17 protein-coding genes and 1 pseudogene are annotated in these 23609 nt (G+C 70.0%); 4 read left to right on the top strand and 14 right to left on the bottom strand.

What is annotated here, in order from left to right; translation table 11 throughout:
• Positions 1–408 precede the first annotated feature (408 nt).
• The 3 genes from ACFYMC_RS12885 to thyX all read right to left on the bottom strand — a co-directional run bounded on the left by ACFYMC_RS12885 (position 409) and on the right by thyX (position 4223).
• The gene (locus tag ACFYMC_RS12885) at positions 409–2094 is read right to left on the bottom strand and encodes a ribonuclease J (protein ID WP_388523070.1); all 1686 of its coding nucleotides are present in this window, start codon (positions 2092–2094) and stop codon (positions 409–411) included.
• Between the two features lie 124 nt (positions 2095–2218).
• On the bottom strand, positions 2219–3118 hold the full coding sequence (dapA, locus tag ACFYMC_RS12880; RefSeq protein WP_388523067.1) for a 4-hydroxy-tetrahydrodipicolinate synthase: 900 nt from the start codon (positions 3116–3118) through the stop codon (positions 2219–2221).
• A 370-nt stretch (positions 3119–3488) separates the two neighbouring features.
• The gene (gene thyX / locus ACFYMC_RS12875) at positions 3489–4223 is read right to left on the bottom strand and encodes an FAD-dependent thymidylate synthase (protein ID WP_388523064.1); all 735 of its coding nucleotides are present in this window, start codon (positions 4221–4223) and stop codon (positions 3489–3491) included.
• Between the two features lie 184 nt (positions 4224–4407).
• Between thyX and ACFYMC_RS12870 the strand changes: the two genes are divergently transcribed.
• Together ACFYMC_RS12870 and ACFYMC_RS12865 are read left to right on the top strand one after the other, a co-directional pair.
• Positions 4408–4647 carry a hypothetical protein gene (locus tag ACFYMC_RS12870; RefSeq protein ID WP_388523061.1) on the top strand — a complete coding sequence of 80 codons (240 nt, stop codon included), beginning with the start codon at positions 4408–4410 and terminating at the stop codon, positions 4645–4647.
• Between the two features lie 94 nt (positions 4648–4741).
• A complete protein-coding gene (locus tag ACFYMC_RS12865; protein WP_388523059.1) occupies positions 4742–5311 on the top strand; it encodes a hypothetical protein in 570 nt (189 codons plus the stop codon).
• Positions 5312–5441: 130 nt separating this feature from the next.
• Here the strand turns inward: ACFYMC_RS12865 and ACFYMC_RS12860 are convergent, their stop codons facing one another.
• The 5 genes from ACFYMC_RS12860 to rpsO form a co-directional block, all read right to left on the bottom strand.
• Positions 5442–5897 (bottom strand): hypothetical protein, encoded by a 456-nt coding sequence (locus tag ACFYMC_RS12860; protein WP_388523056.1) that lies wholly within the window; start codon positions 5895–5897, stop codon positions 5442–5444.
• Positions 5898–5912: 15 nt separating this feature from the next.
• Entirely contained in the window at positions 5913–6665 is a 753-nt protein-coding gene (gene dapB, locus ACFYMC_RS12855) for a 4-hydroxy-tetrahydrodipicolinate reductase (RefSeq protein ID WP_388523053.1), read from the bottom strand.
• Between the two features lie 26 nt (positions 6666–6691).
• Entirely contained in the window at positions 6692–8071 is a 1380-nt protein-coding gene (locus ACFYMC_RS12850) for a M16 family metallopeptidase (RefSeq protein WP_388523050.1), read from the bottom strand.
• Positions 8068–10290, bottom strand: coding sequence for a polyribonucleotide nucleotidyltransferase (locus tag ACFYMC_RS12845; RefSeq protein ID WP_388523100.1), 2223 nt, complete (start codon positions 10288–10290; stop codon positions 8068–8070). Before ACFYMC_RS12845 ends, ACFYMC_RS12850 begins: the two co-directional genes overlap by 4 nt.
• A 281-nt stretch (positions 10291–10571) precedes the next feature.
• Positions 10572–10859, bottom strand: coding sequence for a 30S ribosomal protein S15 (gene rpsO / locus ACFYMC_RS12840; protein WP_322725099.1), 288 nt, complete (start codon positions 10857–10859; stop codon positions 10572–10574).
• A gap of 341 nt (positions 10860–11200) precedes the next feature.
• Between rpsO and ACFYMC_RS12835 the strand changes: the two genes are divergently transcribed.
• Together ACFYMC_RS12835 and ACFYMC_RS12830 are read left to right on the top strand one after the other, a co-directional pair.
• Positions 11201–11440: a DUF397 domain-containing protein gene (locus tag ACFYMC_RS12835; RefSeq protein WP_388523047.1), complete on the top strand. Its 240-nt coding sequence runs from the start codon at positions 11201–11203 to the stop codon at positions 11438–11440.
• A 306-nt stretch (positions 11441–11746) separates the two neighbouring features.
• A pseudogene (locus ACFYMC_RS12830) lies at positions 11747–13489 on the top strand (AAA family ATPase); the annotation flags it as partial.
• A gap of 63 nt (positions 13490–13552) precedes the next feature.
• Here ACFYMC_RS12830 and ACFYMC_RS12825 read toward each other — a convergent pair.
• The 6 genes from ACFYMC_RS12825 to infB form a co-directional block, all read right to left on the bottom strand.
• Positions 13553–14509: a bifunctional riboflavin kinase/FAD synthetase gene (locus ACFYMC_RS12825; protein ID WP_388523045.1), complete on the bottom strand. Its 957-nt coding sequence runs from the start codon at positions 14507–14509 to the stop codon at positions 13553–13555.
• Between the two features lie 43 nt (positions 14510–14552).
• The gene (locus ACFYMC_RS12820; protein ID WP_388523043.1) at positions 14553–18326 is read right to left on the bottom strand and encodes a serine protease; all 3774 of its coding nucleotides are present in this window, start codon (positions 18324–18326) and stop codon (positions 14553–14555) included.
• 333 nt (positions 18327–18659) lie between these two features.
• A complete protein-coding gene (gene truB / locus ACFYMC_RS12815; RefSeq protein WP_388523040.1) occupies positions 18660–19577 on the bottom strand; it encodes a tRNA pseudouridine(55) synthase TruB in 918 nt (305 codons plus the stop codon).
• Entirely contained in the window at positions 19574–20014 is a 441-nt protein-coding gene (gene rbfA / locus ACFYMC_RS12810) for a 30S ribosome-binding factor RbfA (RefSeq protein WP_388523037.1), read from the bottom strand. The genes truB and rbfA overlap by 4 nt, the downstream gene beginning before the upstream one ends.
• A 26-nt stretch (positions 20015–20040) precedes the next feature.
• Positions 20041–20334, bottom strand: a complete 294-nt coding sequence (locus tag ACFYMC_RS12805; protein ID WP_388523034.1) for a DUF503 domain-containing protein — start codon at positions 20332–20334, stop codon at positions 20041–20043.
• A 146-nt stretch (positions 20335–20480) separates the two neighbouring features.
• On the bottom strand, positions 20481–23603 hold the full coding sequence (gene infB / locus ACFYMC_RS12800; RefSeq protein ID WP_388523031.1) for a translation initiation factor IF-2: 3123 nt from the start codon (positions 23601–23603) through the stop codon (positions 20481–20483).
• Positions 23604–23609: the final 6 nt, after the last annotated feature.

Here is a 23609-nt window from a genome sequence, read left to right as displayed (position 1 = left end):
ACGCTTCCTTCGTTCCCGTTACCGGGCCCTCCGGGCGCTTCCCTTCTGTTCTTGCGTTTCCGACTCTATCAGACTCTTTCGCGTCCGATTCCCGGTCGAAGCGGGTCCGCCTTCCAGTTCCTCGCTTTCGCGATTTCCCCTTTCGGCGTTTCCGACTCTACCAGATCCTTTCGGACCTGACTCCCAGTCGAAACGGGATCGCTTTAAGGTCCCTCGCTTTCGCGATTTCCCTTTCCGCATTTCCGACGCTATCAGATTCCTCTGGGTCGGAGATCCATTCCCTCATGGTCCGTCTACGGGCACACGAAGTGCCGGGCGTTCCCTGGGGTGGAGCGGCAAACTTACTGGAGCGGGGCGCCCGGATGCAAATCCGAGCGCCCCGCTCCAGTGGAGGTCGTGCGGGAGGGGTCAGACCTCGACCACGACCGGGAGGATCATGGGGCGCCGCCGGTAGCCGTCGGAGACCCATTTGCCCAGCGTGCGGCGGATGAGCTGCTGAAGTTGGTGGGGTTCGGCCACTCCGTCGGCAGCCGCCTTGGCGATGGCTTCTTCGATCTTGGGGACCACCGCACCGAAAGCGGAATCCTCGATGCCGGAGCCACGTGCATGGATGTTCGGGCCACCCACCACCTTGCCGGTGGTGCTGTCCACCACGACGAAGACCGAGATGATGCCCTCGTCTCCGAGGATGCGGCGGTCCTTGAGGGACGACTCGGTGACGTCGCCGACGGAGAGCCCGTCCACGTACACGTAGCCGGCCTGCACCTTGCCGGTGATCCGCGCCTTGCCGTCGATGAGGTCGACGACCACCCCGTCTTCGGCGATGACGATGCGGTCCTTGGGTACGCCGGTCAGTGCGCCGAGTTCGGCGTTGGCCCGAAGGTGGCGCCATTCGCCGTGGACCGGCATCAGGTTGCGCGGTTTGCAGATGTTGTAGAAGTACAGCAGCTCACCAGCGGAGGCATGGCCCGAGACGTGCACCTTGGCGTTGCCCTTGTGCACCACGTTGGCGCCCCAGCGGGTCAGGCCGTTGATCACTCGGTAGACGGCGTTCTCGTTGCCCGGGATCAGGGAGGACGCCAGGATCACGGTGTCGCCCTGGACGATGCGGATCTGGTGATCGCGGTTGGCCATCCGGGACAGTGCGGCCATCGGTTCGCCCTGGGATCCCGTGCAGACGAGCACGACCTCGTGGTCGGGCAGGTCATCGAGGGTACGGACGTCCACGACCAGGCCGGCGGGTACCTTCAGGTATCCGAGGTCGCGGGCGATCCCCATGTTGCGGACCATCGAGCGACCGACGAAGGCGACCCTTCGACCGTACTCGTGGGCGGCGTCGAGGATCTGCTGGATGCGGTGGATGTGGCTGGCGAAGCTGGCCACGATGATGCGCTTCTGGGCGTGCGCGAAAACGCTCCGCAGCACGTTGGAGATGTCGCGCTCGGGCGGCACGAAGCCCGGCACTTCGGCGTTCGTGGAGTCGGACAGCAGGAGGTCGATGCCCTCCTCGCTGAGCCGCGCGAAGGCGTGCAGGTCGGTCAGTCGACCATCGAGAGGCAACTGGTCCATCTTGAAGTCGCCGGTGTGCACCACCATGCCCGCGGGGGTGCGGATGGCGACCGCGAGAGCGTCCGGGATGGAGTGGTTGACCGCGATGAACTCGCAGTCGAAGGGCCCGACGCGTTCGCGGTTCCCCTCCGCCACCTCAAGGGTGTACGGGCGGATGCGGTGCTCCTGGAGCTTCGCCTCGATCAGAGCGAGTGTGAGCTTGGACCCGATGAGCGGGATGTCCGCCTTCTCGCGCAGCAGGTACGGGACCGCTCCGATGTGGTCCTCGTGGCCGTGGGTGAGGACGATGCCCTCGATGTCGTCCAGTCGGTCACGGATGGACGTGAAGTCCGGCAGGATCAGGTCCACACCGGGTTGGTCCTCTTCGGGGAAGAGGACACCGCAGTCGACGATCAGCAGCTTGCCGTCGTACTCGAATACGGTCATATTGCGGCCGATCTCGCCGAGACCACCCAGAGGGGTGACACGCAGACCGCCCTTGGCCAGCTTCGGCGGGGGACCGAGTTCAGGGTGCGGATGGCTCAAAAGACTCTCCTCACCACACGCGCCACGTACCTTCCTGGCACGTGGCGCGTATGACATTCGTGCACTTGCATGGGGAATGGGGGTGTTGCTATTTGATTTGTCTGTTCAGTTTTGAAGTCTGTGGCTAAACCTGTACCCCGCCAGCCGCGAGATCGATCTTGAGTTGGGCGGTTTCCTCTGCCGTGAGTCCGGTCATCGGCAGCCGGAGCGGGCCCGCCGGCAGGCCTTGGAGCGCCAACGCCGCCTTGGTGGTCATCACTCCCTGAGTACGGAACATGCCGGTGAAGACCGGGAGCAGCTTCTGGTGGATCTCCGTCGCCTTCTGGACGTCACCGTTCAGATGCGCATCGAGGAGCGCACGCAGGTCGGGGGTGACGATATGCCCCACGACGGACACGAAGCCGACGGCGCCGACAGAAAGCAGGGGGAGGTTGAGCATGTCGTCGCCCGAGTACCAGGCGAGACCGCTCTGGGCGATGGCCCAACTGGCGCGGCCGAGATCGCCCTTGGCGTCCTTGTTGGCGACGATACGGGGGTGCTCGGCAAGGCGTACGAGGGTTTGCGTGTTGATCGGTACGCCACTTCGACCCGGAATGTCATAGAGCATCACGGGAAGTCCGGTGGCATCTGCGATCGCCCAGAAGTGCTGGTAGAGACCTTCTTGCGGAGGCTTGTTGTAGTAGGGGGTGACGGCGAGGAGGCCGTGCGCGCCGACGCGCTCCGCCTCCCTGGCCAGTTCGAGGCTGTGGCGTGTGTCGTTGGTTCCGATTCCGGCCACGACGTGGGCTCGGTCGCCGACGGCGTCGAGCACGGCTCGTACCAGGTCAGCTTTCTCCGCGTCGGTGGTGGTGGGGGACTCGCCTGTGGTGCCGTTGATGATCAGGCCGTCGTTGCCTGCGTCCACCAGGTGCGTGGCGAGTCGCTGCGCGCCGTCGACATCGAGTGCGCCGTCCGCCGTGAACGGCGTGACCATGGCGGTGAGGACCCGCCCGAAGGGGGTCTGCGGAGTGGAGATCGGAGCCATGGGTAACACGCTACTCGCTGCTCAGCTCCGGGTACCCCCTCGGGGGGACTGTGAAGCCTCGGGTCACCCCGGCATTTCGCGGTGTGGAAGCTCATGGAGCCCGGCACTGCCTGCTCGGGGGTTCAAGCAGTGCCGGGTCCGTTTGATCAGCCTAGATGAACTTCTCGAAACGCCGCAATACGGACACTTCGGCACTCTGTGCCGCACATGTGTACCAGGAACGTCGGCCCCGGCCACGCGCCGCAGGGGCCGCACGGCACACAGCCGGGCACGGGGTTGGTTTCCGCTCCAGGGAGCGCCCCGCGCATTCGGGTGAGAGCCTCAGACTCGAAGCCGGTGCAGTGGGTCCGCCGGGCGCCACGGACCTCCCTCAGGGCGCGACGCGACCGTTGGCGTTGTAGGCGGCGTGGGTCAGCGGCATGAGCTTCGCCCACTGCGCCTCCATCTTCTCGCCCACCATTTCGATCTCCCGCTGCGGGAAGGAAGGCACGGTGGCGAGCTCGTGCTGGGTGCGCAGCCCGAGGAAGTGCATCAGCGAGCGGGCGTTGCAGGTGGCGTACATCGAGGAGTACAGGCCGACCGGAAGCACCGAACGGGCCACCTCTCGGGCCACACCGTTGGCCAGCATCTGTTGGTAGGCCTCGTAGGACTGACGGTACGAGTCCTCCATCGCGCGGCCGACGAGTTCGTGCTGGGCCTGGGTGCCCTCGACGAAGACGTATTTGCCGGGGCGGCCCTGCTGGACCAGCTTGCGGGACTCGTCCGGGACGTAGAAGACCGGTTCGAGCTGGCGGTAGCGACCGGATTCCTCGTTGTAGGACCAGCCGACGCGGTGCCGCATGAACTCCCGGAAGACGAAGATCGGGGCACTGATGAAAAAGGTCATCGAGTTGTGCTCGAAGGGGCTGCCGTGGCGGTCGCGCATCAGGTAGTTGATGAGGCCTTTGGAGCGCTCGGGGTCCTTCTGGAGCTCCTCCAACGACTGCTCCCCCGCCGTGGAGACTCTGGCGGCCCACAGCACGTCGGAGTCCTGGGCGGCGGATCTCACCAGCTCAACGGTGATATCGCTACGGAAGTGGAGCTTCAGTTCGGGGGTCTCGCTCACCGGCGTCCTTCCAAGTTGCTTCGCGCGGTCGGACCCCACCTTAGGCGTCCGGCACCACCCCCTTCACCGTCGAACAGCACCGTTCGTCGGTGGCAGGGGACAGCCGGGCACCGAACGGCCCTCCCGCACGTCTGTACTCAGTGAGAGCAGTGCGTTGGGTACCCGTGGTGAGGAGAGCTCCTAGATGTTCCGCCGGCGCGAGCCAGTCCCGTTCGCCTTCGTCGCGGAAGCCGACCGCTTTCGCAGTAACGTCACTGCGCCACCCCGTGAGCATCTGACCATGACTCAGCTGGCCGGTCGTACCCTGATGGGAGTCACGTTGGTGGCCGGCTTGGTCGGTGCGTTGCTCTTCGGGCTACCCGCCCTCCGGCCCCAGGAGGCCCCCGGCGGTACCCAGCAGCCCGAAGCGGCACAGCAACGCTGACCCGTCCGGCCCCCCTGAAGTAGCCCGCGGATTTCGGGCTGGGTAGCCTCACCTGGCACAGCCCAACCGAGTGTGCATTGAGTGAGGACCAGTCGTGCCCCTGCCCTTCCTGACGGCGGACAGCGCATTCGACGCGCGGCACCCCGACGGCGCAGACGATTCCCCCCTGCCCTACGACGACCATTCCGGCTGGCGACGGCCCTACCGGCCCGGCCCCTGGCGGGTAGGAGCTGGAGCGCTCCTGCTGCTCCTGGCCTCCTTCATGCTGCTGGCGACGGTGATCGTCGCCTTCGCGGGCGCCCTGTCCGGTGCCTTCGCCTGTCTGGCAGCAGCCTCGCTGGTGGTGGCGGTGGCCTTGCGGATCCTGCGGGTCGGGGTCTGGGTCAGTCGCGACGGCCTGCGCCGGGTGACCCTCTTGACCACCCGCACCATCGCCTGGGGCGAGGTCGGCGAGGTCCGCACGGTGCAGCAGCCGGTGCGGTGGTTGGGGCTCCCACGGACCGTGCAGGGGCAGGCTCTCACCGCCACCCCGCGCGGAGGTGAGAGGCTCGCTCTGCTGACCGACCACAACGCCGACTTCCTCTCCCGGGTGGAGGCTTTCGACCGGGCCGCCGACACCGTCGAGGCATGGGCGGACGAGTACCGTCCGGCGTACCTGCCCTGAAGGGTTGGGGCCCCGCCCGCAGATCGACGGCGCTGCCCGCACGACGCACGAAACGTCCGTGGGGAGCCCTCGGGAGTGTTCAGACTCCCGAGGGCTCCCCACGGACGTTCTCGGCAGCCAGCCGGCGTCCTCAGGGCGCGGGGACCGGCCGGCTGTCATGGAGGGCGATCGCGTGCTGCATCGCCTTGCGGGCCCTCGGAGTGTCACGCGCATCGTGGTAGGCGACCGCCAGGCGGAACCAGGAACGCCAGTCCTGGGGCGTGGCCTCCGTCTCCGCCCGGCGGCGTGCGAACACCTCGTCGGCCGACTCCCTCAGCACCCGCCCGTACTCGTCACGGACCAGTTCGTCCACGGGGAGTGCGCCTTCGGCCTCAAGCTCTGCGGCGAGCCGGTTGGCCTTGGTGACGAACCGGGTGTTCTTCCACAGGAACCAGACGCCGATGACCGGCAGGATCAGCACGGCCACGCCGAACGTGACGGTGAGCAGGGTGCCGTGCTTGATGAGCAGCAGGCCACGGCTGCCGACCAGGACGAAGTAGAAGGCCAGGACGGCAGCCGTGATGAGGTAAGTGATCTTTGCGCGCATCGTGGTGACTACTTCTCAGCCGAGGTCGAGGAAGTGTTCCAGGCCAAAGGTGAGACCGGGGGTGCTCACCACTCGGCGGGCGCCGAGCAAGATGCCCGGCATGAAACTGCTGTGATGCAGCGAGTCGTGGCGGATCGTCAGGGTCTCCCCCTCCCCACCGAGCAGCACCTCCTGGTGGGCCAGCAGCCCACGCAGCCGGACCGCGTGCACCGGGACGCCGTCCACGTCCGCGCCGCGGGCCCCGTCGAGGGCGGTGGTCGTGGCGTCGGGCTGCGGAGCGCAACCTGCCTTCGACCGGGCCTCGGCGATCAGTTGGGCCGTGCGGGTGGCCGTCCCGGAGGGGGCGTCGACCTTGTTCGGGTGGTGCAGCTCGATGACCTCGACCGATTCGAAGTATCGCGCTGCCTGGGCGGCGAACTTCATGGTGAGAACAGCGCCGATCGAGAAGTTGGGGGCGATCAACACCCCGGTCTCCGGGGAGGCCGCGAGCGAGGTGTCGAGCTGCGCGAGGCGGTCCTCGGTCCAGCCGGTGGTGCCGACCACCGCGTGGATGCCGTGGCGGACGCAGAAGTCCAGGTTGCCCATGACCGACGCAGGGGTGGTCAGCTCGACCACGACCTGCGCACCGGCCTCGACGAGCGTCTCCAGCCGGTCGCCACGGCCCAGGGCCGCCACCAACTCCATGTCCTCGGCGGCGTCCACGGCCCGCACCGCCTCCGACCCGATCCGTCCCCGAGCACCGAGGACGGCCACGCGCAGCTTGCTCATCTTGCTTCCTTCGCAGGTAGAACGGTTTAGGCGACCGCTTGGTGCAAGCGGTCGGCCTGCTTGTCCTTCAGCGGGCCGATGACCGAAAGGGACGGCCGCCGAGCCAGCACCTCCCGGGCCACCGCGCGCACGTCGTCCGGAGTGACCGCGGAGATCTTGGCGAGCATGTCGTCGACGGACATCTGCGTGCCCCAGCACAGCTCGCTCTTGCCGATGCGGTTCATCAGCGCGCCGGTGTCCTCCAGGCCGAGGACCGTGGAACCGGAGAGCTGGCCGATGGCTCGGCTGATCTCCTCGTCGGTGAGCCCCTCCGAAGCGACCTGGTCCAGTTCGTCGCGGCAGATCCTCAACACGTCGTGGACCTGGCTCGGGCGGCAGCCGGCGTAGACGCCGAAGAGCCCGCAGTCGGCGAAGCCCGAGGTGTACGAGTACACGCTGTAGGCCAAGCCTCGCTTCTCGCGGACCTCCTGGAAGAGACGGGAGGACATGCCGCCGCCCAGGGCGGTGTTGAGCACTGCGAGCGCCCAGCGGCGGTCGTCGGTGCGGGCCAGGCCCGGCATGCCGAGGACTACGTGCGCCTGCTCGGTCCTGCGGTCCAGGAGTTCGACCCGGCCTGCGGTCCGGATGGACTTGGCTCCGGTGCGCGGTCCGCGCGGCTCGGTCTCGGGGCGGCCGAGCGCTCCGGCCTTGTCGAAGGCGGCCCGTACCTGTCGCACCACCTTGGCGTGGTCGACGTTGCCTGCGGCTGCCACGACCAGGCGGGTGGGATCGTAGTGCTTCTTGTAGAAGCGGGCGATCTGGTCCCGGCCAAGAGCGTTGATGGTGTCGACGGTGCCAAGCACCGGGCGGCCCAACGGGGTGTCACCCAGCATCGTGTGCGCGAACAGGTCGTGCACGCAGTCGCCCGGGTCGTCCTCGGTCATCGCGATCTCTTCGAGGATGACCCCGCGTTCCGCATCCACGTCGGATTCGAGGATCAGGGAGCCCGTGAGCATGTCGCAGACGACGTCGATCGCCAACGGAAGGTCGGTGTCGAGGACGCGGGCGTAGTAGCAGGTGTACTCCTTCGCCGTGAAGGCGTTCATCTCGCCGCCGACCGCGTCGATGGCGGAGGAGATGTCGAGGGCGCTGCGCTTCCTCGTGCCCTTGAAAAGGAGGTGTTCCAGGTAGTGGGTGGCGCCGTTGAGGGCGGGCGTCTCGTCACGGGAGCCCACGTGCGCCCAGATTCCGAAGGTCGCGGAGCGAACCGAGGGCAACGTCTCGGTGACGATGCGCAGCCCACCGGGGAGCGTGGTGCGACGGACGGTGCCGATGCCGTCCCTACCGGCCAGCAGGGTTTGGGTACGGGCGACGGCCCGCCCCTCCGAAGAGGGGCGGGCCGTCACACGGGAACTACGCGACGTCACTTGGCAGCGTCGTCCTTGTCGGCCTCGGCGCCCTCGGACTCACCCTCGATGACGGGGATGAGGGAGAGCTTGCCGCGCTGGTCGATCTCGGCGATCTCGACCTGGACCTTGGCGCCGACCGCGAGCACGTCCTCGACGTTCTCCACGCGCTTGCCACCGGCGAGCTTGCGGATCTGAGAGATGTGCAGCAGCCCGTCCTTGCCCGGAAGCAGGGAGACGAAGGCGCCGAAGGTGGTGGTCTTGACGACCGTACCCAGGTAACGCTCGCCGACCTCCGGCATGGTCGGGTTGGCGATGCCGTTGATCGTGGCACGGGCGGCCTCGGCGGCCGGGCCGTCGGCGGCACCGATGTAGATGGTGCCGTCGTCCTCGATCGTGATCTCGGCGCCGGTGTCCTCCTGGATCTGGTTGATCATCTTGCCCTTGGGGCCGATGACCTCACCGATCTTGTCCACCGGGATCTTGACGGTGATGATCCGGGGGGCGTTCGGGGACATCTCGTCAGGCGTGTCGATGGCTTCCATCATCACGTCGAGGATGTGGAGGCGGGCGTCGCGGGCCTGCTTGAGGGCTGCGGCCAGCACGGAGGCCGGAATGCCGTCCAGCTTGGTGTCCAGCTGGAGGGCGGTCACGAACTCCTTGGTGCCGGCGACCTTGAAGTCCATGTCACCGAAGGCGTCCTCCGCACCGAGGATGTCGGTGAGGGCGACGTAGTGCGTCTTGCCGTCGATCTCCTGCGAGATCAGGCCCATGGCGATGCCGGCCACGGGGGCCTTCAGCGGCACACCGGCGTTCAGCAGCGACATGGTGGAGGCGCAGACCGAACCCATGGAGGTCGACCCGTTGGAGCCGAGGGCCTCGGACACCTGCCGGATCGCGTACGGGAACTCCTCACGCGTCGGCAGCACGGGCACGATCGCCCGCTCGGCCAGCGCGCCGTGGCCGATCTCGCGGCGCTTGGGCGAGCCGACACGGCCGGTCTCACCGACGGAGTACGGCGGGAAGTTGTAGTTGTGCATGTAGCGCTTGCGGGTCACCGGGGAGAGGGTGTCCAGCTGCTGCTCCATCCGGAGCATGTTCAAGGTGGTGATGCCCAGGATCTGGGTCTCGCCGCGCTCGAACAGCGCCGAACCGTGAACCCTCGGGATCGCCTCGACCTCGGCGGCCAGCGTACGGATGTCCGTCACGCCACGGCCGTCGATGCGCACCTTGTCCTTGATGACGCGCTCGCGCACCAGGGCCTTGGTCAGGCTGCGGTAGGCGGCGGAGATCTCCTTCTCACGGCCTTCGAAGGCCGGCAGGAGCTTCTCGGCGGCAAGGTCCTTGACTCGGTCCAGCTCGGTCTCGCGGTCCTGCTTGCCGGCGATCGTCAGTGCCTGGGCGAGCTCGCCCTTGACCGCGGCGGTGAGGGCCTCGTAGACGTCGTCCTGGTAGTCCAGGAAGACCGGGAACTCCCCGGTCGGCTTGGCGGCCTTGGCTGCCAGGTCGGCCTGGGCCCTGCACAGGACCTTGATGAAGGGCTTCGCAGCCTCCAGACCAGCGGCGACGACCTCCTCGGTCGGCGCCTCGGCACCGCCCTTGACCAGCTGGATGGTCTTCTCGGTGGCCTCGGCCTCGACCATCATGATGGCGACGTCGCCGTCTTCCAGGGTGCGCCCGGCGACCACCATGTCGAAGACAGCGTCCTCAAGCTCGGTGTGCGTCGGGAACGCGACCCACTGACCGCGGATCAGCGCGACGCGGACGCCGCCGATCGGGCCGGAGAAGGGCAGGCCGGCCAGCTGGGTCGACGCGGACGCGGCGTTGATCGCGACGACGTCGTAGAGGTGGTCGGGGTTGAGCGCCATGATCGTCGCGACGACCTGGATCTCGTTACGCAGGCCCTTGCGGAAGGACGGGCGCAGCGGGCGGTCGATCAGCCGGCAGGTGAGGATCGCGTCCTCGGAGGGCCGGCCCTCACGGCGGAAGAAGGAGCCGGGGATCTTGCCTGCCGCGTACATCCGCTCCTCGACGTCCACGGTGAGCGGGAAGAAGTCGAGCTGGTCCTTGGGCTTCTTCGACGCCGTGGTGGCGGAAAGCACCATGGTGTCGTCGTCCAGGTAGGCAACGGCGGAGCCGGCGGCCTGGCGGGCCAGACGGCCCGTCTCGAAGCGGATGGTGCGGGTGCCGAAGGAGCCGTTGTCAATGACGGCCTCGGCGTAGTGGGTCTCGTTCTCCACTAGCGTTTTCTCCATATTCGTCGTCCACGTCCGGCGCCCGTGTGGCGGGGGACGGGTGCGGAGAAGCGCTCCTTGCCGTGCGGGCCGGTCTTCGATCGAAGCATCCGGGGCGGGGCCGATCGGCCTTCCGGATGCCACTACCGAGGACCGGCGGCGGTTGAGGGCGCTTCCCCTCTTCAGTTGTGCGCGTGCTCCCAGACTACAAAGCGTCCGGTAGGTGCCGCACGTACAGCAAAGGGAGCGGCTCCCTCATCGTGGGGAACCGCTCCCTTCACAGCGTCTTACTTGGCGCCCGCAGCACCGCGGCGGATGCCGAGGCGGTCCACCAGGGTACGGAAGCGCTGGATGTCCTTCTTGGCAAGGTACTGCAGAAGGCGGCGGCGCTGGCCGACCAGGATCAGCAGACCACGACGGGAGTGGTGGTCGTGCTTGTGGGTCTTGAGGTGCTCGGTCAGGTCCGAGATGCGACGCGAAAGCATGGCGACCTGGACCTCGGGGGAGCCGGTGTCGCCCTCCTTGGTACCGAACTCGGCCATGATCTGCTTCTTCGTAGCGGCGTCGAGCGACACGCGTACTCCTCTGTGATGTCTTCGTGGCCACCGAGTGCCCCAGGTCCACTTCTCTGGGGATCTTCCGTGACTCGGATGGCGAGGCCCGCTGGGCGCTGCCCCCATGAACCCGGGGCGCGTACACAAACGGCCGTCACACAGAGTACCAGCTCGGCGGGCGGGGCCGCCCGGGAGTTCTCCGGCAGCCTTGACCCCCGGGTTGGGCCCGCGCCTCGCATCCACTGTCGCGCCGGATGCGCTTCACCCCCTCGGAGGGCTTCACCGGATATCGGACCAACGGCCTCGCCCGGCAAGTAGCATGCCGGGCGAGGCCGTTGGTACTGCCGAAGGGGAAGACGCTGATGGACGACGCACGCCAGCGCGAGAAGGACGAGCTCTACGCCCTGGACATCTCGGGGGTCGAGTGGCTCAGCGCACCGGGGACTTCACAGGACGAGGAACGCGTGGAGATCGCGCACCTGCCGGGTGGAGCCGTGGCGATGCGCTCCTCCCTGGATCCGGCCACCGTGCTGCGCTACACGGAAGCCGAGTGGACCGCCTTCGTCCTGGGAGCTCGGGACGGCGAGTTCGACTTGAAGTAGGGGTCCGCGCGCCGGCAGGCGGCACGGACCCCGCTCTAGGGCCGGAAACAGGGAGGCATCCCCACTTTCCGGCCCTAGCTGCATCGGCGTCAGAAGCATCTGGGCCCTCAGGACGTGTGAGGCGGCCACTCGGGTGCGAAGGCGCGCCTGCCGGCTGATCGCACTGGGTGATTAGGCTGAGCGTGGGCGCGGCGCGGGGGCGCCGCAGCTCGTTCGACCACACCAGGAGGCAGAGTGCACGGCGATCGGGACGAGAGCCGCGGCGGCGCGCGGGACGCCCGCCAGGAGGATCAGTCCGACGCGGAGCCCGAGGTGGCGGGCGAGCCCACCAACGAAGAACACCCCCCGCCCTGGTCTCTGCGGGCCCCGGCCGCGCTGCCGGTGCCCGCCCTGCCGCCGAACAGCGGTTTCGAACCGCGGGCTGACACCGCGCGACCCCTCGTCGACGGCGCCGCCCCGGAACCGGACATCGAAGTGGGATCCGAGCGGGCCGCCAGCCCAGGGACGATGGCCGAGCACGGTATTGGCCGGGGAGCGCTCGGGCCGGCTGCGCCCGTGGAGCCGGCGGCCGAGACGCCGGTGGAACAACCCCTCGCCCCGGAGGGAGCGGAGCCGCGCGCAAAGGAGCAGGCCGGAACCGACGTATTCGTCGATCCTGGTCCGGACCCGGCCGGCATCGTGGCTCCCACCTTGCAGGACGGACCGGCCCATCGTGCAGCGGCGTCGGACGCACCGCAGTCCCCCGCTGCCGCTCCAGGCGGCTACGGCCTCGCGGAGCCCGCACCGAAGCAGCAGGTGGGCTACGGGTTCCCCACCCAGCCGCCCACCGTCCCTGCTGGCTACGGTCCACCGCCGGAGGGTTACGGGGAGCCCGCGCAGCGCGGTGGCTTCAGCCCCGCGCCGCCGGCGCACAGCCCCGGGCCGCCCGTGGCGCAGCCACTCGAACCGCAGGGCACCTGGTCGGGGCCCGTACAGCAGGGCCAGCCGCCAGCGGCGCCGTTGGGCTATACCGCCGCTGTGGAGCTCTCCTCGGACCGGCTGCTGCGGGGCAGGCAGAAGAACAAGAGCGCGGGGAGCCGCGGCAGCCGATTCCGGTTCGGTGCCAGGGCCGCGGAGGCGGAGCGGCAGCGCAAACTGGCCCTGATCCGTACGCCCGTGCTGTCCTGCTACCGCATCGCCGTGATCAGCCTGAAGGGCGGCGTCGGCAAGACCACCACGACGACCGCGCTGGGCGCCACCCTGGCCACCGAACGCCAGGACAAGATCCTCGCCATCGACGCCAACCCGGACGCGGGCACCCTGGGCCGCCGGGTGCGACGGGAGACCGACGCGACCATCCGCGACCTGGTGCAGGCCATCCCGTACCTGCACAGCTACATGGACATCCGGCGGTTCACTTCGCAGGCTCCGTCCGGGCTGGAGATCATCGCAAACGACGTGGACCCGGCTGTTTCGACCACCTTCAACGACGCGGACTACCGCAACGCCATCGCGACGCTCGGCAAGCAGTACCCGATCATCCTCACCGACTCCGGCACCGGACTGCTGTACAGCGCGATGCGCGGAGTGCTCGACCTCGCCGACCAACTGATCATCATTTCCACCCCTTCGGTGGACGGGGCGAGCAGCGCGAGCACCACCCTCGACTGGCTCTCCGCGCACGGGTACGCCGAGCTCGTCTCACGCTCGCTGACCGTCATCTCAGGGGTCCGGGAGACCGGAAAGATGATCAAAGTTGACGATATCGTCCGACACTTCGAATCCCGCTGCCGCGGTGTCGTGGTCGTGCCCTTCGACGAGCATCTCGCCGCCGGCGCCGAAGTCGACCTGGACCTCATGCGGCCCAAGACCCGGGACGCCTACTTCCACCTCGCGGCGCTCGTCGCCGAGGACTTCGCCCGGGCCCAGAACGCACTGGGGTTGTGGACCACCGACGGCAACCCGCCGCCGCAGTTCGCCCCGCCGCTGCCCGGGGCGCCCGTCCAACAACCGCGCAAGGACGGCGACGGACAGCCACCGCAGGCCTTCCACCAGCCGCCCCGGCCTTAGCCGAGGAACGCGACGAGGGCCGGTGTCGTGGTCACGGCACCGGCCCCGACGTCCGCCGGGCCCTCAGCGAGCCGTGTCGTACTCCTGGGTCAGCGCACGGGCCCGCTTCACATCGTCGGCGATCGCCTCAAGCAGGACCTCGACCGATTCGAACTTCGCCATCCCCCGCACGTAGGCGAGGAAGTCGACGCTCACGTGCATCCCATAGAGGTCCAGACCGACGCGATCGATGGCGTACGCCTCCACGGTGCGCTCGGTTCCGTCGAACTGCGGGTTCGTTCCCACAGAGATCGCAGCCGGCATACGCTCGCCGCCAGCGGTCAGCCACCCCGCATAGACCCCGTCGGCGGGGATGGCCGTGTGGGGCAACGTCTCGACGTTCGCCGTCGGATAGCCGAGCTCCCGGCCGCGCTGCGCCCCGCGCACGACCACACCCTCGACGCGGTGCGGCCGGCCGAGGATCTCGGCGGCGCCGACTACGTCACCCTCCGCCACCAGACGGCGCGTCAGGGTCGAGGAGAAGGCCTCGCCACCGCCCGCGGCGCCGCGCTCGAAGAGGTCGACGACCTCGGTCTCGTAGTCGTAGGTCTCTCCGAGCTCGGCCAGGAACTGCACGTTCCCCGCGGCGCGGTGGCCGAACCGGAAGTTGGGCCCCTCGATGACCGCCCGCGCGTGCAACTTGTCGACGAGGACCTTCACGATGAACTCGGCCGGCGAGAGCTGGGAGAACTCTGCGGTGAAGGGCAGGATCAGCAGGGCATCGACGCCGAGCTCAGCCATCAGTTCCGCGCGCCGATGGTGCGGGGCGAGCAACGGCGGATGGCTCCCGGGCCGCACGACCTCGCTCGGGTGGGGGTCGAAGGTGACGACCACCGAGGAGATGCCGAGCTCCCGTGCCCGGGTCACGGTCCGCCCGATGATCAGCTGGTGGCCGCGGTGCACCCCGTCGTACGAGCCGATGGTGACGACGCTGCGCCCCCAGTCCTGGGGGATGTCCTCCAAGCCACGCCAGCGATGCACTGTGACCGCTCCTCACCCGAACCTCGACTACCTGATACGAGGTCTAAGACTGCCATGCCCTCGCTCTCGGCCCCGCATCGGTATCGAGCCGTGGGGCTGGCGGGATGGAACCGGTCGACGTGCGGGGCTCCCCCAGCCTCTCAAGCATCCGGCGGGCACTCGGCCCGAGCAGCGTCGACCAGTAGCTCGGATCCTCCGCCAGCCATCGGGCCATCTGCCGCGCGAAAGCGGGATGGCCACGGGCCAACTCCACCAGCCGCCGATCGAGCAGGGCCGCGCCCTCAGGCGTGCGCACCATGATCCGCCCGATCCGGTGGACCAAGTCCCTCGGGCGAGAGCCCGCCTGTGCCGCGGTGCCGGCGAAGTCGCTCAACAGCCGCTCCAGCGCGGCGAGATCCTCAGCGGCGGACGAGCCTGGGATGGCCGAAGCTTCGAGTTCAAGGACGGTCAGCAGCACGTCGAGGAGCTCGCCCCGCAGAGGTTGACCACAGGACCCGCCAGCGGCGCCGAGCAGCGGCGCCAGCGCGGCGCGCATCCCGCGGACGGGTCGGTGTAGCAGGTCGAGAACCAGGGGGAAGAGGCTTTCCCGGGCAACCGGGCCGTGTTCGAGGCGGCGCTCCACGAAGGCCGCCACATGGGCGATGCCTTCCGGATGGTGGTCGAGGTACTCCTGCACGAGGGCGCCCGCCCGGCGCGCCGCGCCGCCATCGATCGGCTCGGCCAGAGCACGCAGGACTTCGGCCGCTGCGGCGCCCGGCCGGAGGAGTCGGGCGCGGAATGCGGCGGCCACCTGTTCGGGATGGGTGGGCAGCGCCATGGCCAGGACCGCGGGACAGATCCGCCGGTCGCCGGCGACGAACAACGACAGCGCCGCCGGGAGGTGATCGGGGCGGGTCCCCTCGTCCCGGACGAGGAGGGTGAGGGCGGCCGGGTGGAGGCTGGTGTCACCGGGGTGGTCCAGCAAGGCGAGGGCCGCGCGCCGCAGCAGGTCACGCCCGGTGGCGGCAACCGCCGACGGGACCAGGAACCGGCCGTAGGTGGCGGCGGCGACCCGACGTTCGGGGCGCTCGTCGTGGGCCCAGCGGCCTACCGCGCGGCACAGCGCGGCAGGTTCGTCCTCGGCGAGCGCAACGAGCAACTCGTCGGCGCGGGGGTGCGCGCAGGCGACGAGGGCTTCGGTGAGTACGTCCGTGGCGGCCCGGCGATGGGTGTGCAGCAGTGCCTGGGCCGCGGTCGCGACGGTAACCGGGGCTCCGCAAGCCACCGGCCCGCGGAGAGTGGGCGAAATGCGTCGGTCGGCGGCGTCGGGCTGTCTGGGGATCGGGCCGGCGCCGGGAGCGCCGGTGAGCCCGACCCAGCGGTTCGCGCGGCCCGGAGCGGTCACGGGGCTCCAGTGGCCGTCCGGTGCGCTCGGGCGCTCCCTGGTCGGTCGCGCCGGTGTGCCGCCCGCACCCGTTGGGGCGTCGACCGGGGCGATGGGGCGCTCGTCGCGGAACCAGCCGCACAGCAAGGGCACCACGGCTTCCGGCTCGGCTTTGAGGCGGTCCGCAGCGGCATCGAGGTACCGGTCGCCCTTCCCGCTCAGGGCCGGTGCCCCGGGCGGGGGGTCAGCGGGGACCAGACGGCGCAGCAGGTCGAGGCGGTCGGCTTCTGCGAGCGCCAGCTCGCACCAGAACCGGCCGCCGAACTCCGCCGGCCCGTCGTCCTGCTGGTCCGGCGACCAGCGGCCGGGTTGGGCGGCGATCCGCTCTGCGAGGGAGCGGAGCAGCGGGAGCTGTGCACTGGCGTCGGGCAGCCGCGACAACGCTTCGGCCAGGAGGCGACCGGCCCACCAGCCGGCTTCCCGCTGGCGGGCACCGAGGGGCCCTGCACCTGTCTCGGCCTTCAGCGCCTCCAGTGAGTCCAACAGTCCGCCCAGGTGTCGGGCGAGGGGCTCCGGACCCCTGCGACGGCTGAGTTGGAGGAGGGATTGCAGGACCGGACCGATCCGGTGTCTGGGCACGCCCGGCCGCCCCTCGTCGCCCCGCCGTTCGTTGCGCCGCGCGGTCGAACCGACATGGCGGTGCACGAGGGAGTCGAGTGCCCCCGCCAGGTCGAGGTGGGCCCCCTGCAACCAGTCGGCCAGTTCTTCGTGGGCGAATCGGTAGCCGTTCCCGGCAGGTACGAGGAGGCCCTCGGTGAGCACGGCCGGTGCCCAGCCGGATCGCCAGGGGAAAAGCTCCTCGAACCCGGCGCGGCAGAGTTGGCCCTGGCCGGGTCCGAGGCAGCGCCGGGCCGCCTCGTGCACCCGACCGGACACCTGGGCGGCGAGGCGACGGACCGCAGATCCACGCAGTGGGGGGACCACACCTGCCGCGAGGCGCACGGCGATGCGCAGGCACATCAGGTCCAGGTAGGCGCTGAACACCTCGTCCCGGTCGGGGGCGCCGTGGGTGACCTGCGCGGCCCGCACCTCGGCGAGCAGACGCAAGGTCAGTGGGTGGGCGCGCTCCGGTCCGGCCAGTGCGGTGTTCGGGATGCCGTGGTCCGCCCGGGCCTGGGCGGCCTCCTGCGGTGTGTAGTCCCCCAGGGGCACGCACGGGGGGAGCGGCCGGCCGGTGCGCCGCTGCTCACCGCTCGGCCGGTGCAGATCCCGCTCCGGGTAGCGGCGTCCGGCGCCTTCCCAGTGCTCGGGGCGGCAGGCGACCACCAGGCGTGCGTGGTGCGAGCGCAGCCAGTCCGCGGTCCGGGCGGTCCACTCGGTCAGCCGGTGGGCGAGCTCCGGGGGCATCTCCTCGGGTGCGTCGAGCAGGACCAGCAGGGGGCGTCCGGCCGCGTCGGCGAGCGCGGCGATCCGCTCCGGGGTGGCCCCGGTGACCTCCCTGGCCCCCGACGCGGTCAGGATGCGTGCCGCCCCGGTCAGGGCCCGGGCGAGGGCGCAGGCGATCGAGGCGTCCCCTTCGAAGAGGTCGGCGCCGCGGAGCCAGACGGTCGGAGCCGGGCGGGGGCCGCTGGCGCGGCGGGCGGCCAGTGCCGCGAGTTCGGTGGTGCGGCCCGTGCCGGGGGCTCCGACCAGTCCCAGCACCGTGGCATCACCGGCCGAGAAGGCGCTGAACTCCCGTGCGGGCTCGGCTCGGCGGACCAGGTTGAGCCAGGCCGGCGGACCACTGTCGGCGCGCGTGCAGATGGCGGTCAGGTGGAGCGCGCCGGCGAGGTTGAGGTCGCTTCCGTAGGCCGGGACGGTGGCACCGTTGCGGGTGAGGAGTTCGGCCAGGGGTCCTGCCGGGTGCCGGGCGGCCAGGGCCCGCAGCGGCAGGGCGAAGACCGCGGAACGGTTTTCGGCCCGCAGTGCGGTGCCCAACACGGCGACCACCGCTCCGGACGTGGCATCCAGCACCGGGCCACCGCAGACCTGTCCGCCCATCCGCAGCACATCGCGCCCGTCCGTACCCAGGGCCAGCTCCAGGACGCCCTCCACCCGGTGCGACCGCCCCGCCGCGGGATGGGTCGCTCCACACTCTCCCAGGACCCTCGCCTGCCGCCGGCCTCCGGCCACCAGCGTGACGTAGGACCCCCGACTGACCTGCTCGATGGCTGCCACGGGCAGCGGAGGCACCCCCAGACCGCTCGTCTGCACCAGGGCGAGGCCGAGCTCGGGCAGCAAGGTGAGGGACTCGGCTCCGGCCCGGTGGCTGACTCCTGCCGGCCCTCGGAGCACCACGGTGCCCAGACCGTCCACGGCCTCGTGGGCCGTGACCACGGTCCCCCGGTCATCGGCGACGAATCCGGTGCCCCGGGGGCTGCCGGCGCAGTCGAAGATGCGTACCAGCTCTACCATGGCCGATCCATCTCCGAACCTCCCCCACTGCGCCTGTCATATCGACGTTAGGCGGGCAATGATCAGCGGGGTAGGGCCCATCACCATTGCGCCCCCGCGCGCTCCCCGTCTTCACTCCGAGCGCCTGCACGGTCGGGTGAATATCGCCCGCTCGATGGATAGAGAGTCGTCGAGGGGGGTGTGGAGCGGTGGGCGGTGGAGGGGACGCGCTCACCGCTCCGCCCTTCCCCGGGCGCCCTCGCACACACGGCGGGCCCGGCCCACCGTAGAGGCGGGGCCGGGCCCGATGTCCGTGCGAGGCGGCCGGAGAGGGACGCCGCGTCCGGAAAGACATCAGACGAAGACGGCTAGCGCCTTGGCCTTTCCGCCCTTGCTCTCCACGAGCGCCAGGAGCCGCCCGTGGGGATCGAAGACCGCCACGGGGCTCCCCGTGGCGTACTCGTCCGGCATTTCCAGGCGGACCCCGTTGCCCAGCAACTTCGCCCGGCGGGTGTCGAGGTCCCAGCGCGGGAAGGCCGCGGTGGCCGCGTCGCCGATGGGCATCACGGTCAGCTCCTGCTGGAGCTGCTCCAGGGTGCGGGCCCGGTCCAGCTTGTACGGGCCCACCCGGGTACGGCGCAGGGCGGTGAGGTGGCCGCCGGTGCCGAGGTCGGCTCCGAGGTCACGGGCGAGGGCACGGATGTAGGTACCGCTGGAGCAGACCACGGACACGACCAGATCGATCACGGGCCGGCCGTCCTCGGTGTGGGCCTGGCGCATATCGTGAACCTGGAAGGAAGAGACCGTGATGGGCCGGGCCGGGATCTCGAAGTCCTCGCCGTCGCGGGCCCGCTTGTACGAGCGGACCCCGTCGATCTTGATGGCGCTCACCTTGGAGGGCACCTGCATGATCTCGCCGGTGAGCTTGGCGATCGCCGTGTCCACGGCGGCACGGGTGACCGCCTCGACCGCCGAGGGCTCAGCCGTGGCGGTGACTTCGCCCTCCGCGTCGTCGGTGACCGTGGTCTGACCGAGGCGGACGGTACCCAGGTACTCCTTCTCGGTCAGCGCGAGGTGACCCAGGAGTTTGGTCGCCTTCTCCACCCCGAGGACCAGCACGCCCGTGGCCATCGGGTCCAGGGTGCCGGCGTGCCCGACCCGGCGGGTCCGGGCGATCCCGCGCATCTTCGCCACCACGTCGTGCGAAGTGAAACCGGACGGCTTGTCGACGATCACCAAGCCGTCCGGGGTGGTTTCGGTGGAGCGTTTCATTCCGCCGCTTCGTCCTCGTCGGGCTTGCGGTACGGGTCTGCGCCGCCCGCGTAGTCGGCGCCTGAGGATGCCTCTCGCACCCGGGCGTCGGAGGCACGCGCCTTGTCGAGGAGGTCCTCGATGGTCTTGGCGTTCTCCGGGAGGGCGTCCGCGACGAAGGTCAAGGTGGGCGTGAACTTGGTGCCCGCCGCCGAGCCCACCGCGGAGCGCAGGATGCCCTTGGCGCTCTCCAGACCGGCCGCGGCGCTGGCCCGCTCCTCGTCGTCACCGTAAACCGTGTAGAAGACCGTGGCCTCCCGGAGGTCGCCGGTGACCCTGGTGTCCGTGATGGTCACGTGCGTACCGAGGCGGGGGTCCTTGATGCCACGCTGCAGCTTCTCGGCCACCACCTCCCGGATGAGGTCCGCCAGCTTCTTCGCCCGCGCGTTGTCGGCCACTGGTCCGTCTCCTTCTTTTCTTGCATTCAGTCTTCATCACCGTGGACCCGCCGTCGCACGGACAGCAGCTCCACTTCCGGACGCGCCGCGACCAGCCGTTCACAACGGTCGAGTACGTCCGAGAGGTGCCCCGTGTCCCCGGTCACCATGGCGACCCCCAAGCGGGTCCGGCGGAGCAGGTCCTGTTCGCCCACCTCGGCCGCGCTCACGGAGAACTTCCGCTGGAGTTCGGCGACGATCGGGCGTACCACGGAGCGCTTCTCCTTCAACGACCGTACGTCGCCGAGGAGCAGGTCAAAGGACAGAGTCCCCACATACATGCGGTTGCCGGATGTCCCGCCGGTTCGGGTTCGGTGTCCCACCAACCACTTGGCGGGACACCAGAACCGTACACGCAACGGCCGGGGCCGATCGACGGAAATACTTCCGCCGACCGGCCCCGGACCGGTGACCGCAGAGCCGGGCGTCAGCCGCGCGGCTTCTCGCGCATCTCGTACGTCGCGATGACGTCGTCGATCTTGATGTCGTTGTAGTTCCCGAGGTTGATACCGCCCTCGAAGCCTTCACGAATCTCGGTGACGTCGTCCTTGAAGCGGCGCAGACCGTGGATGGTGAGGTCCTCAGCGATGACCTTGCCGTCACGGATGAGGCGCGCCTTGGTGTTGCGCTTGACCTCGCCGGAGCGGATGAGCACACCCGCGATGTTGCCCAGCTTGGACGAGCGGAAGACCTCGCGGATCTCCGCCGTGCCGAGCTCGACCTCTTCGTACTCCGGCTTGAGCAGACCCTTGAGGGCCGCCTCGATCTCCTCGATGGCCTGGTAGATCACCGAGTAGTACCGGACGTCGACACCCTCGCGCTCCGCCATCTGCGCGGCGCGACCGGCCGCACGGACGTTGTAGCCGATGACGATGGCGTCGGAGCCCATCGCCAGGTCGATGTCGGACTCGGTGACCGCGCCCACACCGCGGTGCAGGACGCGGATGTCCACCTCTTCGCCGACGTCGAGCTGGAGGAGCGAGGACTCCAGGGCCTCCACCGCACCGGACGCGTCGCCCTTGATGATGAGGTTGAGTTCCTGGACCAGACCAGCCTTGAGCACCGAGTCGAGGTCCTCCAGGGACACCCGGCGCGTGCGCTTGGCGAAGTTGGCGTTGCGCTCGCGCGCCGCCCGCTTCTCGGCGATCTGGCGGGCCGTGCGGTCCTCGTCGACGACGAGGAAGTTGTCGCCGGCACCGGGGACGTTGGTGAGACCCAGGACCAGGACGGGGGTCGAGGGACCTGCTTCCTCGACGTTGTTGCCCTTGTCGTCGAGCATCGCCCGGACACGACCGTAGGCGTCACCCACGACCATCGTGTCGCCGACGCGGAGAGTACCGCGCTGGACGAGGACGGTCGCGACGGCACCACGGCCACGGTCGAGGTGGGACTCGATCGCAATACCCTGAGCGTCCTGCTCCGGGTTGGCCCGCAGGTCCAACGAGGCGTCGGCGGTGAGGACGACGGCCTCCAGCAGCGAGTCGATGTTCAGACCCTGCTTGGCGGAGATGTCGACGAACATGGTGTCGCCGCCGTACTCCTCGGCCACCAGACCGAACTCGGTCAGCTGACCGCGCACCTTGGTCGGGTCCGCACCCTCGACGTCGATCTTGTTGACCGCGACCACGATCGGCACCTCGGCCGCCTTGGCGTGGTTCAGCGCCTCGATCGTCTGCGGCATCACACCATCGTTCGCCGCCACCACGAGGATCGCGATGTCGGTCGACTTGGCACCACGGGCACGCATGGCGGTGAACGCCTCGTGGCCGGGGGTGTCGATGAAGGTGATGCGACGCTCTTCGTCGTTGACCTCGGTGGAGACCTGGTACGCGCCGATGTGCTGCGTGATGCCGCCGGCCTCGCCCGCGATGACGTTGGTCTTGCGGATGGCGTCGAGCAGTCGGGTCTTACCGTGGTCGACGTGACCCATGACGGTCACGACCGGCGGACGCGGCATGAGGTATTCCTCGCCGCCCTCGTCCTCACCGAACTCAATGTCGAAGGACTCCAGCAGCTCGCGGTCCTCCTCCTCCGGGCTGACGATCTGAACGGTGTAGTTCATCTCGCCCGCGAGGAGCTGGAGGGTCTCGTCGGAGACGGACTGCGTGGCAGTGACCATCTCGCCGAGGTTCATCATGACCGCGACCAGCGACGCCGGGTTGGCGTTGATCTTCTCCGCGAAGTCGGTGAGGGATGCACCGCGCGACAGGCGAACGGTCTCGCCGTTGCCGCGAGGCAGCATCACGCCGCCCACGGACGGGGCCTGCATGGCCTCGTACTCCTGGCGCCTCTGACGCTTCGACTTGCGGCCACGTCGGGCCGGACCGCCGGGACGACCGAAGGCACCCTGCGTGCCGCCACGACCACCGGGGCCACCGGGACGACCACCGAAACCGGGACGACCGCCGAAGCCGCCGCCACCACCGGGGGCACCGCCACCGGGACGACCGCCGAAGCCGCCGCCACCACCGGGACGACCGCCGCCACCGGGCCCCGCCGGACGACCGGCGAAGCCGCCACTGGGACGACCGGCACCGCCGGTGCCGGGACCACGGCCACCGCCACCGGGGCCACGACCGCCACCGCCGGGGCCACCACCGGGACGGGGCCCGGCGGCCGGACGCTGCGGCATCATGCCCGGGTTCGGGCGGTTACCGCCGGGGCCACCCGCCCCGGGCCCGGGGCGGGCACCGCCCTGCGGGCGGGGCATACCGGACGGCGAGGGACGGGGACCGCCCTGGCCGGCACCCTGCGGACGGGGACCGCCCTGGCCGGCACCCTGCGGACGGGGGCCACCCTGGCCGGCACCGGGGCCACCGGGGCGCGGAGCGCCACCGGGGCGGGGCGCCTGCGGGCGCGCCATGCCGGTAGAGCCACCAGAGGTGAAGGGGTTGTTGCCCGGACGCGGGCCCGAGGGACGGGCACCACCGGGACGGGGCGCCTGACCACCGGAGCGCGGCGCCTGGGCACCACCCTGGCCGGCCGGGCGCGGGGCGCCGGGACGGGCACCGCCCTGGCCGGGGGCGGCGGGGCGCTGCTGTGCGGGGCGGGGACCGGGGGTCGCACCACCCGTCGGACGCTGCGCCTGCGGGGCGGCGGGAGCCGCCGGAGGCGCGGTGAACTCGGTCGCCACGGGGGCCGCCGGGGCGGGCTTCGGGGCGGCCGGAGCCTTCGGGCCCGGACGCGGGCCGGGAGCGGCCGGCGTGACCGGACCGCTGCTCGCCGGCGGCTGCGCGGCGGCCGGCTTGGGGGCCGGGGCGCCGGGCTTGGGCGCACCGGGGCGCGCCGTCGCGGGCGAGGGGGTGTTGGCTGCGCGGCTGGGCGCAGCGGGGGAGGGCGCGGCCTTGCGGGGCGCGCCCGGCTTCGCAGCGGTCTTGCCGGCGTTACCGCCGGGACCCTGCAGTGCATCGGTCAGCTTGCGTACAACCGGCGCCTCGATCGTCGAGGACGCCGAACGGACGAATTCACCGAGCTCTTGGAGCTTGGCCATGACGACCTTGCTCTCAACGCCGAACTCCTTGGCGAGTTCGTATACCCGGACCTTAGCCACTTCGCT

The sequence above is a fragment of the Streptomyces sp. NPDC006879 genome (assembly GCF_042869595.1).
Lineage (GTDB): Bacteria > Actinomycetota > Actinomycetes > Streptomycetales > Streptomycetaceae > Streptomyces.
The sequence above is the reverse complement of the archived record's forward strand: the minus strand, read 5'-3'. Positions and strand labels throughout refer to the sequence as shown.